This window comes from Paenibacillus sp. BGI2013, assembly GCF_002843485.1.
Taxonomy (GTDB): domain Bacteria; phylum Bacillota; class Bacilli; order Paenibacillales; family Paenibacillaceae; genus Paenibacillus; species Paenibacillus amylolyticus.
The window spans coordinates 1-16,500 of record NZ_PJFA01000026.1; the positions used below are offsets into that span (position 1 = coordinate 1).

The 16,500-nt window shown below is 44.8% G+C and carries 16 protein-coding genes, 1 tRNA gene and 2 rRNA genes; 15 read left to right on the forward strand and 4 right to left on the reverse strand.

What is annotated here, in order from left to right; genetic code table 11:
* The 11 genes from CXK86_RS31120 to CXK86_RS31165 form a co-directional block, all read left to right on the forward strand.
* A 23S ribosomal RNA gene (locus CXK86_RS31120) occupies positions 1-119 on the forward strand; the annotation flags it as partial.
* A gap of 76 nt (positions 120-195) precedes the next feature.
* A 5S ribosomal RNA gene (gene rrf / locus CXK86_RS31125) occupies positions 196-312 on the forward strand.
* 367 nt (positions 313-679) lie between these two features.
* Complete coding sequence (guaB, locus tag CXK86_RS31130; RefSeq protein WP_036607306.1) at positions 680-2,137, forward strand: IMP dehydrogenase; 1,458 nt, start codon at positions 680-682, stop codon at positions 2,135-2,137.
* Positions 2,138-2,553: 416 nt separating this feature from the next.
* On the forward strand, positions 2,554-3,942 hold the full coding sequence (locus CXK86_RS31135; protein WP_076254813.1) for a D-alanyl-D-alanine carboxypeptidase family protein: 1,389 nt from the start codon (positions 2,554-2,556) through the stop codon (positions 3,940-3,942).
* A gap of 216 nt (positions 3,943-4,158) precedes the next feature.
* Positions 4,159-4,749, forward strand: a complete 591-nt coding sequence (pdxT, locus tag CXK86_RS31140; RefSeq protein ID WP_076254815.1) for a pyridoxal 5'-phosphate synthase glutaminase subunit PdxT — start codon at positions 4,159-4,161, stop codon at positions 4,747-4,749.
* Between the two features lie 273 nt (positions 4,750-5,022).
* Positions 5,023-6,306 carry a serine--tRNA ligase gene (serS, locus tag CXK86_RS31145; protein ID WP_076254817.1) on the forward strand — a complete coding sequence of 428 codons (1,284 nt, stop codon included), beginning with the start codon at positions 5,023-5,025 and terminating at the stop codon, positions 6,304-6,306.
* Positions 6,307-6,502: 196 nt separating this feature from the next.
* Positions 6,503-6,591: transfer RNA gene (locus CXK86_RS31150), tRNA-Ser, on the forward strand.
* A 192-nt stretch (positions 6,592-6,783) separates the two neighbouring features.
* Complete coding sequence (locus CXK86_RS31155) at positions 6,784-7,122, forward strand: hypothetical protein (protein ID WP_076254819.1); 339 nt, start codon at positions 6,784-6,786, stop codon at positions 7,120-7,122.
* Between the two features lie 29 nt (positions 7,123-7,151).
* Positions 7,152-7,328, forward strand: a complete 177-nt coding sequence (locus CXK86_RS32380) for a hypothetical protein (protein WP_179087979.1) — start codon at positions 7,152-7,154, stop codon at positions 7,326-7,328.
* 21 nt (positions 7,329-7,349) lie between these two features.
* On the forward strand, positions 7,350-7,502 hold the full coding sequence (locus tag CXK86_RS31160; RefSeq protein WP_036607296.1) for a small acid-soluble spore protein P: 153 nt from the start codon (positions 7,350-7,352) through the stop codon (positions 7,500-7,502).
* 235 nt (positions 7,503-7,737) lie between these two features.
* A complete protein-coding gene (locus CXK86_RS31165) occupies positions 7,738-8,832 on the forward strand; it encodes a hypothetical protein (RefSeq protein WP_047841148.1) in 1,095 nt (364 codons plus the stop codon).
* 261 nt (positions 8,833-9,093) lie between these two features.
* On the opposite strand, the gene CXK86_RS31170 is transcribed toward CXK86_RS31165, so the two are convergent.
* Both CXK86_RS31170 and tadA read right to left on the reverse strand, forming a co-directional pair.
* Positions 9,094-9,663: a GNAT family N-acetyltransferase gene (locus CXK86_RS31170; protein WP_036607294.1), complete on the reverse strand. Its 570-nt coding sequence runs from the start codon at positions 9,661-9,663 to the stop codon at positions 9,094-9,096.
* A 43-nt stretch (positions 9,664-9,706) separates the two neighbouring features.
* Positions 9,707-10,213: a tRNA adenosine(34) deaminase TadA gene (gene tadA / locus CXK86_RS31175; RefSeq protein WP_076254823.1), complete on the reverse strand. Its 507-nt coding sequence runs from the start codon at positions 10,211-10,213 to the stop codon at positions 9,707-9,709.
* Positions 10,214-10,545: 332 nt separating this feature from the next.
* On the opposite strand from tadA, the gene CXK86_RS31180 reads away from it, so the two are divergent.
* Positions 10,546-12,885 carry an ATP-binding protein gene (locus CXK86_RS31180; RefSeq protein WP_036607315.1) on the forward strand — a complete coding sequence of 780 codons (2,340 nt, stop codon included), beginning with the start codon at positions 10,546-10,548 and terminating at the stop codon, positions 12,883-12,885.
* A gap of 18 nt (positions 12,886-12,903) precedes the next feature.
* The gene (gene rluF, locus CXK86_RS31185) at positions 12,904-13,605 is read left to right on the forward strand and encodes a 23S rRNA pseudouridine(2604) synthase RluF (RefSeq protein ID WP_036607293.1); all 702 of its coding nucleotides are present in this window, start codon (positions 12,904-12,906) and stop codon (positions 13,603-13,605) included.
* Between the two features lie 210 nt (positions 13,606-13,815).
* On the opposite strand, the gene motB is transcribed toward rluF, so the two are convergent.
* Both motB and motA read right to left on the reverse strand, forming a co-directional pair.
* A complete protein-coding gene (motB, locus tag CXK86_RS31190) occupies positions 13,816-14,634 on the reverse strand; it encodes a flagellar motor protein MotB (RefSeq protein ID WP_036607292.1) in 819 nt (272 codons plus the stop codon).
* Positions 14,621-15,421, reverse strand: coding sequence for a flagellar motor stator protein MotA (motA, locus tag CXK86_RS31195; protein ID WP_036607291.1), 801 nt, complete (start codon positions 15,419-15,421; stop codon positions 14,621-14,623). The genes motB and motA overlap by 14 nt, the downstream gene beginning before the upstream one ends.
* A 233-nt stretch (positions 15,422-15,654) precedes the next feature.
* On the opposite strand from motA, the gene CXK86_RS31200 reads away from it, so the two are divergent.
* Entirely contained in the window at positions 15,655-15,948 is a 294-nt protein-coding gene (locus CXK86_RS31200) for a hypothetical protein (RefSeq protein ID WP_074092938.1), read from the forward strand.
* 249 nt (positions 15,949-16,197) lie between these two features.
* Positions 16,198-16,494 (forward strand): 4a-hydroxytetrahydrobiopterin dehydratase, encoded by a 297-nt coding sequence (locus CXK86_RS31205; RefSeq protein ID WP_017691315.1) that lies wholly within the window; start codon positions 16,198-16,200, stop codon positions 16,492-16,494.
* Positions 16,495-16,500: the final 6 nt, after the last annotated feature.

The window sequence follows — 16,500 nt, forward strand, 5'->3', positions numbered from 1 at the left end:
TCAAGATGAGATTTCCCAGTATGTAAGACCCCTTGAAGACGACGAGGTAGATAGGCTGGGGGTGGAAGTGCAGCAATGCATGGAGCTGACCAGTACTAATCGGTCGAGGGCTTATCCAATAGCAAGTTGTAATTCGCATGTTTCGTTTCGAATCTAGTTTTCAGAGAACAACAACTCTGAAATGTAAGCTATGCGTTTGGTGGCGATGGCGGAGGGGTTCCACACGTACCCATCCCGAACACGACCGTTAAGCCCTCTAGCGCCGATGGTACTTGGACCGCAGGGTCCTGGGAGAGTAGGACGCCGCCAAGCAAAGAACCACTGCCGATGTTATTCGGTGGTGGTTTTTATTATATAGTTTTATTATGCAGTATGGGATTAAAATACAGATTGAATTTGGTGATTTCTCAGCACAATAGGATGTGTACAGGTAACGTTATTCGATACGAATTGACGTTTTTTTGCGTAATAACTAGACTTGTCCGCTCTGGAAAAACAGTTGTGTTCATCAGGCAATACACCTGATATAACCAAGTACTTTTCCTTGACAGTCTAAATATCGCTTTGCTAAGATGGCAATAATAAATTTTTCAGAAAACGTATTTTCGGCGTAAAATACAGCCTGGAATCTTCGGGTTTTGGACCGTAAAGCTGAGCAAACATAAGGAGGAACACTTGCGTGTGGGAAGATAAATTTGGTAAGGAAGGCCTCACCTTTGATGATGTATTGCTAGTGCCACGGAAATCCGAGACACTGCCTAAAGAAGTAGATGTATCTATTCGTTTGAGTGATACTGTAAAGCTAAATATTCCTTTGATCAGTGCGGGTATGGATACGGTAACTGAAGCGACATTGGCTATTGCTATTGCACGTGAAGGCGGTATCGGTATTATTCATAAAAATATGTCGGTTGAACAACAGGCAGAAGAAGTAGATCGTGTTAAACGTTCGGAGAGTGGTGTTATTACGAATCCATTCTCACTGACGGCAGATCATCTGGTATCTGATGCGGAAGCAGTAATGGCGAAATATCGGATCTCCGGTGTACCTATTATTGAAGGAGATCAGAAGCTGGTTGGTATTTTGACCAACCGCGATCTGCGTTTTATCCATGATTACGGCATCAAAATTAGCGAAGTCATGACTCATGAGAATCTGGTTACCGCTCCTGTTGGCACTACACTGCAAGAAGCTGAAGGTATCCTTCAGAAGCACAAGATTGAGAAACTTCCATTAGTTGATGAGACAAACACGTTGAAAGGTCTTATCACGATTAAAGATATTGAGAAAGCCATTCAATTCCCTCATGCAGCCAAAGATGCTCAAGGACGTTTGTTGGTTGGTGCAGCGATTGGTATTTCCAAAGATACATTTGAACGTGCAGATGCTTTGGTACAAGCTGGTGTCGACCTGATTACGGTAGACTCGGCTCACGGACACCACATCAATATCATTGAAGCTGTACGTCAGCTTCGTGAACGTTTCCCTAGCCTGACCATCGTTGCAGGTAACGTCGCTACTGGCGCTGCCACTCGTGACCTGATCGAAGCAGGGGCTTCGGTAGTCAAAGTGGGTATTGGTCCAGGTTCGATTTGTACAACACGTGTTATTGCTGGTATTGGTGTACCTCAAGTAACTGCAGTGTACGATTGTGCAACAGTGGCACGTGAATATGGAGTTCCGATTATCGCGGATGGCGGAATTAAATATTCTGGTGAAATTACGAAGGCACTGGCTGCAGGCGCACACGCGGTGATGCTGGGAAGTTTGTTTGCCGGCACAGCAGAAAGCCCGGGAGAAACTGAAATCTTCCAAGGACGTAGCTACAAAGTATACCGCGGTATGGGTTCAATGGCTGCAATGAAACAAGGTAGTAAAGATCGTTACTTCCAAGATGATGACAAGAAACTGGTTCCGGAAGGAATCGAAGGTCGTGTCGCTTACAAAGGACCATTGTCTGATACGATCCACCAACTGATTGGTGGTCTGCGTTCGGGTATGGGATACTGTGGTACAAGTAACTTGGAGCAACTTCGTAACGATACAGGCTTTATCCGAATTACAGGTGCGGGACTGCGCGAAAGTCATCCCCATGATGTACAGATTACCAAAGAAGCACCTAACTACTCGTTGTAATCTGAAGAGAGTTAATCATTTCCAGGACAGGCTCGGTGATTTTCACCGGGTCTGTCTTTTTTTGCAGATACCCCTGTGATAGAATAGAACAAGCGGTGACGATCCATGGATGGATTAAGGCGTTGCGGCGGCTTTTTGACGTGAATCTATGAATATGGTTTTGAAAAGCAAATGCAGTGCCAGAAAAGGCTGCCAGGTAAACAGAAGCGCGGACGTCCTTTTACATAAGCATTTGCAAAATGCGGACTAAGTGACAATCGATAACGAACTTTAGGAGCAATAATATTGCTCGTTCGATACAGCGCATATAGCACACATCTCATACATCAAACACACAGATTAGGGAACAAGAAAATCGCAGCATAAGCTGCACTGAAGCAATTAATAATGCTTTGGATCGAAGGGAGTATTCATCATTGAAAGCCAAACACATGAATAAAAAGAAACGCCAAATGCTCAAAAAGAGCGTAGCCTCGGTAATGCTAATTAACATGCTTTGCATGTCTGCAGTAATGCCGGTCATGGCTGCTGCGGACAACTCCAGTCAGGTTCTGACTGCTGCGGCAACAACAACGAAGACGGAGAAAGCCGTAAAGGTGCCTGGGGTAGACTCACTTGGGCTTGAGGTTAGATCAGCGGTGCTAATGGAAGCCTCAACGGGACAGATTCTACTAAATGTCGATGCGGATAAAGCGATGCCACCTGCAAGTATGACCAAAATGATGACAGAGTACATTGTCGCCGAACAAGTCAAACAAGGTAAATTCGGTTGGGACGATATTGTAACTGTTAAAAAGAATGCTGCACAAAGTATCGGGTCGCGAATTTTCCTCGCGGAAGGTGACCAGCACACAGTTAAGGATCTCTATATTGCTATGGCTGTTGGCTCTGCCAATGATGCTACGGTTGCTTTGGCTGAACATGTTGCCGGTTCGGAAGAAGCTTTCGTGAAAATGATGAATGATGAAGCGAAGCGTATGGGCATGAAGGATACGTTCTTCATAAACTCTTCGGGTCTCGACCGAGCAGATATGCCTGCTGATTTCCGCCCAGCTGAAGACAAGGAAACGGTGATGTCCGCTCTGGATGCTGCAATTCTATGCCGATACATCATTATGGATCACCCGGACTACACAGAATTTACAACGATTCAATCCTACAAGTTCCGTCCCAATGATAAAGCTCCAATTATCAATTACAACTGGATGCTGGAAGCGAATAAAAATATAACCAATTTCAAAAGCTATGCCTATGAAGGTCTGGATGGAATGAAAACAGGCCATACCACGAACGCAGGTAATAACTTTACAGGTACAGCAGAACGTAACGGTATGCGTCTAATTAGTGTTGTTATGGGCACAGATTCGGAATCCGCACGTTTCAGAGAAACTAAAAAGGTATTGGACTATGGATTTAACAACTTTGAAGTGAAACAGGCTGTTGCAGGCAAGACCAAAGTGACGGGCTGGGAAGCGGTACCTTTGAAAAAAGGGAAAGAAACAACCGTTCCTGTTGTAACAGATAATGCGGTAAGTTTTGTTGTTCCCAAAGGTACTCAGAACCTGGATGTGACATTCAAAGCCAACGTAACTGAGGCTGACAAGCTGGTAGCACCACTCAAGGCAGGTACGAAGGTTGGTACGGTAACGTACACGTATAAAGCAGAGGGAATTGAGCCACAGGAAAAAACAGTGAACTTGATCACTGCTGAAGAGGCTGAAAAAGGCGGATGGTTCCGTTTGTTCTTCCGTGCTGTGAAGGATTTCTTTGTGGATCTTTTTGACGGAATCAAAAACCTGTTCTAAGCCTTAGCAAACTTCATGGAAAGAGTATGATCATGATTTTAAGCTTACATGGTCATATCATTGACAAAATACAAGTTATTCCGACCGGATGGATTGTATATTTACAATTTTTCCGGTAAAATATCAAGTTAGAATTCACGTATGATGAAGTGAAAAAGTACAATGTTCGTTTACCGTATGCAAGATCGTGGCTGGTAAGAGAAGGGGAATGAGCGTATGAAGATCGGCGTTTTAGCACTTCAAGGAGCTGTCACAGAGCATATTCGAAGTATTGAACGTGCTGGAGCAGAAGGTATAGCTATCAAACAGGTTCAGCAATTGGAGAACTTGGATGGTCTTATCCTTCCTGGCGGGGAAAGCACGACGATCGGTAAACTGATGCGCAAGTATGGGTTTATGGATGCCATTCGGGCGTTTGCTGCTGAGGGCAAACCGGTATTTGGTACCTGTGCTGGCTTGATCGTTATGGCTAAACACATTGCAGGGCAAGAAGAAGCTCATTTGGAGCTAATGGATATGACTGTATCCCGAAATGCATTTGGACGGCAGAGAGAGAGTTTTGAGACGGATTTGCCAGTCAAAGGCATTGAGGAGACGGTAAGGGCTGTATTTATACGGGCGCCCTTGATCGAGAGTGTCGGAGACCAGGTGGAGGTACTCTCCACATACAAGGATGAGATTGTTACGGCTCGTCAGGGACATTTGTTGGTTTGCTCCTACCATCCGGAATTGACGGATGACTATCGTCTGCATACTTATTTTGTAGACATGGCCAGATCCTACAAACACACGGTAGACTCTAAATAATGCATGATGTACAACCTATGATCTCCCGGTCATCGGATCACTTCACCAGAAGCCGTGTAAGGCCACTGGTTGGCAGTTGCATCTGAACGGATGCCTGATGTTGCCTGTATCTGCTTCATAGCGGGAATCGCAGCGGAGGGTGACAAGGGGGATATAGGTTGTTTTTTGGGTTACAGGTTCCGATAAGTATATAGTAAGGTGTATACAGTAGAGTTTTGAGAATGGATCTAACATAAGGCTTCACGTTGTGAGGTTATTTAGGAGGGGTATATCGTGCTTGATGTGAAAATATTGCGGAATGAGTATGCACGTGTAGAAGAAGCATTGACTAAACGTGGCAAATCGCTGGATCTTATCGCTGGATTTACCGAGATGGATGCCAAGCGTCGGGAGTTACTTCAAGAGAGTGAAACACTGAAGAGTCGTCGGAATACGGTCTCCGCGGAAGTTGCTAGACTGAAGAAGAATCGTGAGAATGCTGATGATCTGATTGTGGAGATGCGTGAAGTGTCTGATCGAATCAAAGCCATGGACGAGGAAGTTCGGGAACTGGAAGTGAAGATCAATGATCTCACAATGGCGATTCCGAATATTCCTAACGAAAGTGTACCTATTGGAGCTTCTGAAGACGACAATGTTGAGATTCGTCGTTGGGAAGAGCCGAAGTCATTTACTTTTGCACCAAAGGCACACTGGGAAATTGCGCAGGATCTCGATATTCTTGATTTTGAAGCGGCTGCCAAAGTAACAGGTTCCCGTTTTACCTTTTATAAAGGTCTGGGCGCACGTCTGGAACGTGCATTGATTAACTTCATGATGGATCTGCACAGCGATCAACATGGATATGAAGAGATTCTGCCTCCATACATCGTTAATCGGGACAGCTTGTTTGGAACAGGTCAACTGCCTAAGTTCGAAGAAGACCTGTTCAAGTTGAAAGATACCGAATATTATCTGATCCCTACTGCTGAAGTTCCGGTAACGAACTATCATCGCGAAGAGATTCTGAATGTAGATCAATTGCCTAAGCACTTCGTGGCATACAGCTCTTGTTTCCGTTCTGAAGCCGGTTCGGCTGGACGGGATACACGCGGCTTGATTCGTCAGCATCAATTCAACAAAGTAGAGCTGCTCAAGCTCTCTACTCCAGAGACTTCGTATGAAGAGCTGGAGCAAATGACTCAAAATGCGGAGCGTGTGCTTCAATTGTTGGGCTTGCCGTATCGCGTCCTGACATTGTGCACGGCAGATATGGGCTTCACTTCAGCTAAAACGTATGATATTGAAGTATGGTTGCCTGAGAGCGACACTTATCGTGAGATTTCTTCGTGCTCCAACTGTGAGGACTTCCAGGCACGTCGTGCCAATATCCGTTTCCGCAGAGAGCCAAAAGCCAAACCGGAATTTGTTCATACATTGAACGGGTCAGGATTGGCTGTTGGACGGACGGTAGCCGCTATCCTGGAGAACTATCAACAGGAAGATGGTACGGTTGTCATTCCTGAAGCATTACGTCCTTATATGGGCGGTGCAAGTGTGATCGCACGTCGCTCTTAAGTAAGAGTTAGCTAACCATCCTCATCAAGAGGAATACAAATTCAATCCGTCATTTCGGAATGGCGGATTGGAGTGTTTTGTATAACTGAGGTAATTGTCTGATAAAGGATCATCAATTTTAATATAAAAGGTTGCATTATAATGTCGAGATGTGGTATGATACTTTTTGTGGCAAGTTTATAAAAGTTAATTCCCTGGAGAGGTACCGAAGCGGTCATAACGGGGCGGTCTTGAAAACCGTTAGGGGGCAACTCCACGTGGGTTCGAATCCCACCCTCTCCGCCATACTACACTTATAACAAGGATTCGAGCGATCTCGCTCGGGTCCTTTTTTGCGTTGTGAGTTTGTTCAACGTAGTGAGCATACAGGTTGGTGACCAATGTATATGTTGCATAGTACAACGTTATATTTTGAATAAGGCTAATATGTATAAAAACATCTTCATCGCCGCACTTTATAGGAGTGGAGGTGGTAAGATGAACCGCGAGTTAAACATCGATCAGACAGAGCTTGTAGGGGCCTGGCAAGAACGTTTGCCTCAAGTCCTGAATGTTGGAGACCAGGCTCAGGTAATGGCCGATGAAGCCGATCAGCAGGCGATTCGGATACACATTGCTACAGCAGGGCACGAGATGTACTCTTTTGATTTCAAATGTGCATATGTCGATTCCCGTGAAGTCAGCGTACAGCTGATTGATGTGGAACGGGATGGACAAACGACGGATGAGCGTACAGAACCGATTCAGGAACTGGCTCACGATTATACACGGCACATTCATGAATGCGCCCAGTCGTTACAATCCCAGACGAGATAATAGCCTGAAATCTGAAGGAGTGAACTCAATTGACTAAAGCCAAAGCGGGAGTAGACAAAAACCTGCAAAATGTAGTCGATGATCTGGAGCAACCTACCGTAAACAGTCATCATGCCCAGCAAATTCAGCAAGATATTAATGATCGCCGTCATCAGGATGCACTGAATCATGACAAAACGGAAGATAGGGACCCATCCCATTCCTAACAATGATGAGGGGGCAATAATATGAGCAAACCAAAAACAATTCCCGTACCGGAAGCGCAAGCATCCGAACAGCATCGTCATTCATCCAAACGCTCTTCCATGCAGGAACCATTATCCGGTTCCAAAAAAGTAAAAAATCAAAATCATGTGGATCATTTGAATCCTCAAGGTTAATAGAAGAAACAGATTCACGCAAAAGTCCCTTGTTACCTAACAAGGGGCTTTTGCGTATTCATACATATATAAAGACAGGCACATGGTTATTCCCAAAGCTGACATAGGTCTTTGTAGCCATTTTAAAGAGGAAAGATCACATTTTTCCCAAATTAGGTTTCGGTATCTGGTAATATGGTATATCATTGATATTGAATTACTTTTTTTTGGGGTTATCACGAGAGGAGAGAAACAAATGACTAAACGTATGGGGGCGCTTCTTCTCACGTTGCTGTTGACCGTATCTATGGCATTGACAGCATGTAGCAGCAAGCAGGAACCAAAAGAGGCATTGAAGACGGCTGCGGCCAATGCTTCCAAATTGACTTCGTATGAAATGAGTTCTAATTTCACTATTAATGAATTGAGCTATAAACCTGGGGATGCTTCACAAACTGATCCTACCATGACTCAGTTTATGAGCATGCTGAAGGATGCTCAGTTGAATGTAACAGGTGTATACCAAAGTGAGCCAATGCAGACAGAGATGACTCTTGGCATCGAGCTTAAAGGCGACATGGGTATGACCTTTAACATCCCAATGGTGATGACGGCAGAGAAACTCTATGTGAAAGTGCCGAATATTCCGTTCTTCCCGATTCCGGAGAATGTTGTAGGCAAGTTCTTGGAACTTGACCTGAAAGAACTGGCTGAGCAAGAGGGTACAGAATGGAACCCTGATGCTATGGACGCAGCCAAAACGCAAAAGCTGAGCAACGAAGTCATGGACGCAGTGCTGAGCGAGTACGATCAAGCTAAATTCTTCAAAAATCTAGACACCAAAGATGCAAAACTTCCTGAAGGTGTAGATGCGAAGCAAGTTGTACAATTCTCGGTGAATAATGACAATGTTAAAGAAGCAGTTACTGTACTGGTAACAAAAGCTATGCCTAAAGTATTGGATATTCTGTCCAAAGAGGAATATCGTGAAATGCTGCAAATGGATCAGGCTGATATCGACAAAGCTAAAGAAGATCTGAAGATCACTGAGGCAGATCAGGCTGAAATGGCTAAAGACTTGGATAAATTGAAAGATGTTCTGACAATCAACCAATTCAACATCGATTTCGCATTGGACAAAAACGACTTCCCTGTATATCAAAAGATGGTCGCTGATGTGCTGATCAAGCCAGAAGGTACAAAAGACGAAGTGAAATTGGCATTTACCGGTTCCAATACGTACACTAAGATTAACGAAAAAGCAGCATTCAAAATCAACATCCCTACTGGCGATGACGTAATTACTATGCAAGAGTTCGAAGAACTGATGAACGCTTCATACGGATACTAATCTCGCTGAGTTCAAACCGTCTGTGATTCAAGTGAAGGATAATATCCTTCCGCTTGGGTACAGGCGGTTTTTTTAGTTAGACAGAGTAAGAGGGGATATACGCAAAATAATTGATCTTTGAAGTTGAATCGTGGCTGGTGATCTATATAAATAAAACCGCACTCTCTCCTACATAACTAGAGTAGTGCGGTTTTGTACATTAACTTTGTATATTGTTGAATTGGGAATACAGACAGCTTTATTGGGAAGCTTCTAAATCAATTAATTCGTAAGTTCGTCCAAGTCTTCAGCAAGTACAGCATAGATCTGATGATCCTGATATTTGCCGTTGATCTTGAGGTATTTGCGTGCAGTACCTTCAAACTGGAATCCGTTCTTCTCCAGTACGCGCTGTGAACCTTTGTTGGAGGGCAATACTGCAGCCTGAATCCGATTTAACTTTAGCGCACGGAAGCCATAAGCTACGGCCAGTTTAACCGCTGCTGTCATTCGTCCGCCACCCTGATAATCTGGATGGATAAAGTAACCCATATCCGCATAATTGGCAACGCCCAATACGACATTGTTGATACTTACTTGTCCAATCAACAGGCTGTCTTTAATGGTATAGATTCCAAATTGATATCCTGTACCATCTTCTGCTGCCTTGACCCGATCCTCAATCCGCCGAGTCTGAGCATCCAGTGTATAGAATTCATCGTCTCGCACGGGTTCTACAGACTGGTAGGGGACGCGTGTGACCTGAATCAGGTCCAAATAGGACTGTGTATCTTGGGGTGTGAGCAACCGAAGGCTTATGCCATTGGCTGTATCATAGAGTGTTAGTGCCATTACAGCACACTTCCTTTCTAATTGGGATGTTTGTAGTCGGTGACTACTTTAACTTTTGGCGCAGACTTCTGAAAAATTGAGTTAGCATCGTGGAGCATTCAGGTTGGAGAATATCCGCAATAACCTCGGTGCGATGGTTAAAACGCGGCTCCTGTAACAGGTTCATCAGTGTACCTGCACAGCCTGCCTTGGGATCAGCCGTACCATAGATAACGCGGGGAACTCTGGATTGTACAATTGCACCTGCACACATTGGACAAGGTTCCAGTGTGACGTACAGAGAACAATCCAACAAACGCCAAGCTCCGATGGTCTCGCTGGCCTGACGAATAGCCACCATCTCTGCATGGGCGGTGGAATCCAGTGTAGTTTCACGCAGATTGTATCCCCGACCAATAATTTGGTTATTTTGTACGATTACAGCTCCAATCGGCACTTCCCCAAGAGCCTCAGCCTTGTAGGCCTCGGCAATGGCCTCTCGCATCCAGTGCTCATGTTGAGCCTCTTCAGATAAATTCCCAAGATCGGGCTGGGGAGAATGGTCATTCATTACTATATAACTCCTTCCAAAATCGTTTATTCAGCGAACAAATATTCGGGTTGTTAACATGTTGTGTATAGAATTGTGGATAACCGCGTAGTTGCTCACATAGTTATAAACAAACTATCCACAAGCCTGTGGGTATGTGGATAAATATAGTGATTAATTTCATTGTAGAGTTCGAAAATGCAAAAAACAACGAATTTCGAGCTTTTCAGTCATTCGGTAACTTTTGGACACAGGTCAATTATCCTTTTCAAAAAGACATACAAGCGTTATGATGGAGATAGGTTTTGCCATATATCGCCAGAGGGTACAAGCCGAGAGGTGAACAAAAAAACTTGTCTATTAAAACGAAATTATCCATGATTATGTCGTGCTCAGTGCTCGTTATTTTAGTGTTGAATATCGCACTGAGTTATTATACTACAGAAGAGAATCTGAGGCAGGACAGTGAAACCAAGATGGTGCTCACTGCAAAGCAGATTGCAATTGCTGTCGAACAGAATCAATACAGTTCGGATTATGTAAAACGGCAGATTGGAAACAATCTGTGGCTTGCTGCTGTCATGGCAGCAGAAGAATTGGACCCGGATATTAATAATATCACAAATGAAGAACTTGTACGCTTGAGCCAAAAGGTCGGCGTCTCACATATTTCGTTAATGGAGCAGACGGATGATGACATCGTTGTTAACCGCTCCTCAGATCCGAGAGAAATCGGGCTGTCCACCAAATCCATGACTTATTGGTATCAGGCCTTTAAGCAATTATTCGAAAAACAACAGGTGACGATTCCCCAAGGACAGAAGTTGGAGCATTTCTGGTCAGATGGATTCGAATATTCGACATCCAGTCCTTCGGATATTGATATCTGGGGTTACTACCATGATGGAAAGAGAAACTACATAATCAATCCCTTCTATAATAATACGGAAGTTGATGACTATGTGAAAATCTCTAGTCCGGATGAGATTTTAAATAAAATTCGTGAGGTCAATCCCTCCATTCTGGAGATTACAGGCATCAATCCGTTGACTTTTGGCAGCCCGAACATGGGTGATGACGGAAGAGATTCGAACTTTAGCAAGTTGAATAACAGACCGATTCGTTTTGGTACATACCAGTATGGTTCTACGGATGAGGATCATCGTGCTGTGGTGCGCGCCATTCGAACAGGGCAAAATGTATCTTTTGTCAGTGAAACGCACGAACAGAAGGTACTGAAGAGTTTTATTCCCATTTTCACACCCAATCAGTCTTCCTATGTGATCAGTATTGTCATGGACTATAAGCAAATATCCTCCATGGTATCTGAGCAGTTGGTGAGCCATGCCTCCATATCGTTGGTTTTGCTGGAGATTGTGATCTTTGGCAGCTATTTGCTCGCAGGGTATATTACGCGTCCGATCCAATCCATACTGGGCAAAGTGAATGATGTAGCAGATGGGCACTTTGATTTCCGTCTGAAAGTACGGAGGAAGGATGAACTTGGCCAACTGGCCAATCGTATTAATGCCATGATTCGTAATCTGGGCCATTATACGAGTCGTCTGAAACAGATGTATGAAGAGAATCGGGCGGTGAAAGAACATCTGGAGTCCATTATCAATCAGACAGCGGACGCCATTCACATTACGGATCTTGAAGGAAAAGTGCTGCGGGTTAACCGCGCATTTGAACAATTATATGGCTTTCGAAGTCGTGAGGTGGAAGGTCGTAATCTGAAGATCATCCCGCCAGAGGCAGAAGAAGAAATGAAACGTCAGCATGCCCAACTCGTTGAGGGGATGTCCATTACGTCCAACGAAACTACCTGGATGAAGAAAGACGGGACCCGAGTAGAGGTCAGTGTCAGTACGGCTCCGGTACGAGACGAGGCTGGAGAGATTACCGCGCTCATTAGTGTCTCCAGGGACATTACAAGCCGTAATCGGATGGAAGAGCTGCTGAGACGTTCTGAGAAGCTAACAACCGTGGGCCAGCTTGCAGCAGGTGTGGCACATGAGATTCGTAATCCACTGACCACGCTGCGCGGATTCCTGCAGTTACAGCAAGAGAGCAACAAGCTGAATCATCGTCATCTGGATCTGATGTTATCGGAGCTGGATCGAATCAACCTTATTGTTGGTGAATTTCTGATTCTGGCGAAACCGCAGGCGGTTCATTTTCAGAATCGGGATATTCGTTTTATTCTTGGCGATGTCATCTCGTTACTGGATAGTCAGGCGCATCTGCATGGTGTAGAATTTGTACTGCGTGCCTCATCCGATTCGGCTATGGTACACTGTGAAGAGAACCAATTGAAGCAGGTATTCATCAATTTGCTGAAAAATGGTATGGAGGCCATGCCAAATGGAGGAAACATCCATATCAAGCTCAAGCATGACGAGCAATCGAAACGCGTCAGAATTGAGATCAGGGATGAAGGGATCGGTATCCCGGAAGAGATGATGCCCAAGCTTGGGGAGCCTTTCTTTACGAATAAAGAGTCTGGAACAGGGCTTGGCCTGATGGTCAGTCAGCGCATTATTCAATCACATAAGGGCATGATGGATATTAAAAGCGTCATGAACAAGGGAACAACAGTTATTATTGAACTGCCTGCATCCGAGCAACAACCGGAAGTTATTGAGGTAGATCAGGTAACAGATGACACACTTACAGATGAAGAGAAATAGATGAGGTGAGATTACCTTTTGCGTATTAATAAATTTATTAGTGAAACAGGTTATTGCTCCCGGCGTGAAGCCGACAAGTTGGTGGATAGTGGTCAGGTAACCATTAATGGAGTTAAGGCTGAACTGGGCAGTCAGGCAGAAGAAGGCGACGATGTACGAATCAATGGCAAGCCAATCAAGGAAAAGAGAAAACACGTATATATCGCGCTGAATAAACCGATCGGGATCACAAGTACAACCGAGCAGCATATTCAGGGCAATATCGTTGATTTTGTCGGGCACGATGAACGTATCTTTCCTATTGGACGTCTGGATAAGGACTCGGAAGGTTTGATCCTGATGACCAATGATGGTGATATCGTTAACCGGATTCTTAGATCTGAAGGGCGCCATGAGAAAGAGTATATCGTTACTGTTGATCGATCTGTAACCCCGAGTTTCCTTAGAGGTATGAGCACTGGGGTGAAGATCCTGGGTGAAATGACCCTGCCTTGTACAGTGACCCGGATGACGGATCGAGTATTCCGTATCATCCTGACTGAAGGAAAGAACCGTCAGATTCGGCGGATGTGTAGTGCCTTTGGTTACGAGGTTCGTAAGTTGAAGCGTATTCGGATCATGAACATCCATCTTGGAGAAATGGCGACAGGTTCATGGAGAGAGCTTACCCCTGCTGAAAAAGCGGAGCTGGGCGGTCTGTTAGACTATTCACTGGAATAGTTGGTTCGAGTTCGACTAATTAACTGATTGAAGCCCTGCTTTCCGAAAAGGAGTGCAGGGCTTTTTGGTGCAGATTTAATGAAGACTGGTCAATAATACCGAATAGTACGGAAATATGTAGATGAACCAGGCATAAGCCTTATAAAACCAAAAAGACCGTTCTCCTTGTAACTGGAGAACGGTCTTTGGTTAATGAATCGCTGCAGGCCTCTAGTTTCCTCCGCCAACGGCTTTTACATTTGTATTGTTACTTTGATACTTCCGAATGATAGATACCTCTACACGGCGATTCTGTGCCCGTCCAGTATTGGTGTCATTGCTGGCAATTGGGTGATACTCTCCATAACCACTTGGTGTGAATTTGGAAGGGTCCAATTGCGAGTTCAGCAACAGGATTTTCAGGAAGTTGAGCGCACGATCTGCGCTTAGATCCCAGTTATCCTTATATTGGTTGTTCGAAATGGGAATATTATCGGTATGACCGGATACAACCACTTCATATTCAGGGAACTCCTGCAGCATGCTTGAGATTGCTTTGGCCAAGGATCGTGATTCAGGCTTCACATCTGCTCGGCCTGAGGAGAACAGGGCGTTATCACTGATGGTGATCTTCAATTCAGACTGATTCAGCTTGGTGTTCAGCTGGTCCGACAGCCCGTTCTTCGAGATATATTTGTCGAGTCGCTCTTTGAGTTTCTCCAGGTCTTCTTGTTCTTTCTTAGCCATCTGTGCATCTGTAATCTGAGCTGGTGTTTTCTTGGTGATTTCTGTAGGTTCCTGTTTGTTCTTACCCAAATCAGCACCTGGCGTATCCGGATTCATGGACGAATGGTCGAGAATTCCGGAACCTCCATTTAGTGCACTGTTTAGTGCGGAAGCCATCTGCTCGAACTTAGCTGCATCGATTGAACTCATACCGAACAATACAATAAACAGAGCGAGCAACAAGGTCATCAAGTCGGAATAGGGAAGCAACCAGCTCTCGTCTATATGCTCTTCATGTGGTTCGTGCTTCTTAGCCTTTTTCACCTGGTGATCCCTCCTTCTCTTCCAGTTGTTTACGTTCGGAAGGTGTCAGGAATACGGATAACTTTTGGTTGATGGCGATAGTGGAGACACCGGATTGTATGGATAACAGTCCTTCAACCATCATCAGCTTGATCTCCATTTCTTGCTTGGACATCCGTTTCAGCTTGTTAGACATCGGGTGCCATAACACGTAACCACTAAATATACCAAGGAGTGTTGCGATAAATGCTGCCGCAATCGCATGGGAGAGTTTCTCCATGTCACTGAGATCGGCAAGTGCTGCGATGAGACCTACAACGGCCCCGAGAACCCCGAGGGTTGGTGCGTACATCCCCGCCTGAGCGAAGATCAAGGCACTGCCACGGTGGCGCTCCTCTGTAGCATGAATATCTTCCATGAGCACATCACTTACAAATTCCTGATCGTTGCCGTCTATAATCATACGCATACCGCCACGAAGGAACTGATCGTCAATCTCTTCTACTTTTGATTCCAGTGCAAGCAAACCTTCACGACGGGTAGTGGAAGCCCAATCCATAAATGTGCCGATCAGGGATACGCGATCAATTAGTACTTGATTTTTGAAAACAATCCCGAAAAGCTTAGGGATTTTCTTAACTTCAGACATCGGAAATGCGATAAAGATGGTTCCTGCCGTACCAACAAAGATAATAATGTAGGCTGCGGGATTGTTAACCAGGTTGATTAAGGGCGCACCCTTCAAGAACATACCAAATACAAGGGAGACCAGCCCCAAAATTAGTCCAATAATCGTTGAAATGTTCATCATACACCTCATCCATGAGATAAAATTGAATCCTTTCAAGCGGCTGTGTTCGGGCTTCCGGACGAATTTTTGGCCGCAATCCGTTCAATGTTAGGCATTCCTTACGGTTGCTAAAACAGTTAAAACGGTCATATATGTATTTATCGACCAGAAGGCCTTTTTTTTTAAGGGCTATTTTCAGGTATAATAAGATCAAATCCGCTCCTTAGGGGCCGAATAGGAGTGAAAAGCCAATGGGCGTAAAGCATGGACGGGATTATGAAGGAATTTTGACAGATCTGACAACAGCAATCGGACGCATACCGGATCGGTATGTTTTCTTTGAAATGGACGCGGAAGAGTGGGAGAGACTGGCTGCATCTGACCAACTTGAAGTGGATGAGGCGTTGGCGGAGGATTTGTTCTATGCGCTGGGCGAGGAGTCCGTTATTCCGGTTGGAAGTGGCGTGGTCATCCATGATAAGGAACAGCACCGCATTCATATTTTGATCGGGGAAGAAGAGTTGACATTTGTACCTTTAATTTAGTGTGTTTACATGCATTTTCAGGGGTATAAATAGAATTGGAATTTCCCTCAAAGCCTTATGGTTATTGGTTCTAAGCCATGTAGTTGATTGGATTTTGAAGCTTGTCCGTGGTAAGATGTTAGTCGTGAAATAGGCCAACCGCATGGCGGTGAGCCTGGCCTTTGAGGTTGCTGTTGATAGCCCGAAGGTGTCGGTGGTTATACGGACTCACGTCTGTAATGTACCATCCTATGGGGAGGAAGATAACGCATGGTTTTTTCGCAAGAGGAAGTCGAAGCTCATCTGGGAAGGCTGGAAGGCTGGGAACTGGAAGAGGGACGGTGGATTGTACGTAAATTCGTGTTCTCCAACTACATGAAAGGGATTGCATTTGTGGATGAGGTCGCTGCGATCTCGGAAGCATTCAATCATCATCCTTTTATTACGATTGATTATACAACGGTTACGCTGCGTCTCACATCATGGGATGCGGGTGGTATCACATCTGTAGATATCAAGGAAGCAGGGCAATATAACGAAGCTTATGACAAAATGAGGTCGCAATAACGAGGT

Excerpts from the sequence above, each read along its gene's own strand:
- tadA (WP_076254823.1), bottom strand. The coding sequence starts at position 10,213 with ATGAATGACCATTCTCCCCAGCCCGATCTTGGGAATTTATCTGAAGAG.
- CXK86_RS31205 (WP_017691315.1), top strand. The coding sequence starts at position 16,198 with ATGGTTTTTTCGCAAGAGGAAGTCGAAGCTCATCTGGGAAGGCTGGAA.
- CXK86_RS31200 (WP_074092938.1), top strand. The coding sequence starts at position 15,655 with ATGGGCGTAAAGCATGGACGGGATTATGAAGGAATTTTGACAGATCTG.
- CXK86_RS31160 (WP_036607296.1), top strand. The coding sequence starts at position 7,350 with ATGAGCAAACCAAAAACAATTCCCGTACCGGAAGCGCAAGCATCCGAA.
- CXK86_RS31155 (WP_076254819.1), top strand. The coding sequence starts at position 6,784 with ATGAACCGCGAGTTAAACATCGATCAGACAGAGCTTGTAGGGGCCTGG.
- pdxT (WP_076254815.1), top strand. The coding sequence starts at position 4,159 with ATGAAGATCGGCGTTTTAGCACTTCAAGGAGCTGTCACAGAGCATATT.
- CXK86_RS31165 (WP_047841148.1), top strand. The coding sequence starts at position 7,738 with ATGACTAAACGTATGGGGGCGCTTCTTCTCACGTTGCTGTTGACCGTA.
- CXK86_RS31170 (WP_036607294.1), bottom strand. The coding sequence starts at position 9,663 with ATGGCACTAACACTCTATGATACAGCCAATGGCATAAGCCTTCGGTTG.
- motA (WP_036607291.1), bottom strand. The coding sequence starts at position 15,421 with ATGAACATTTCAACGATTATTGGACTAATTTTGGGGCTGGTCTCCCTT.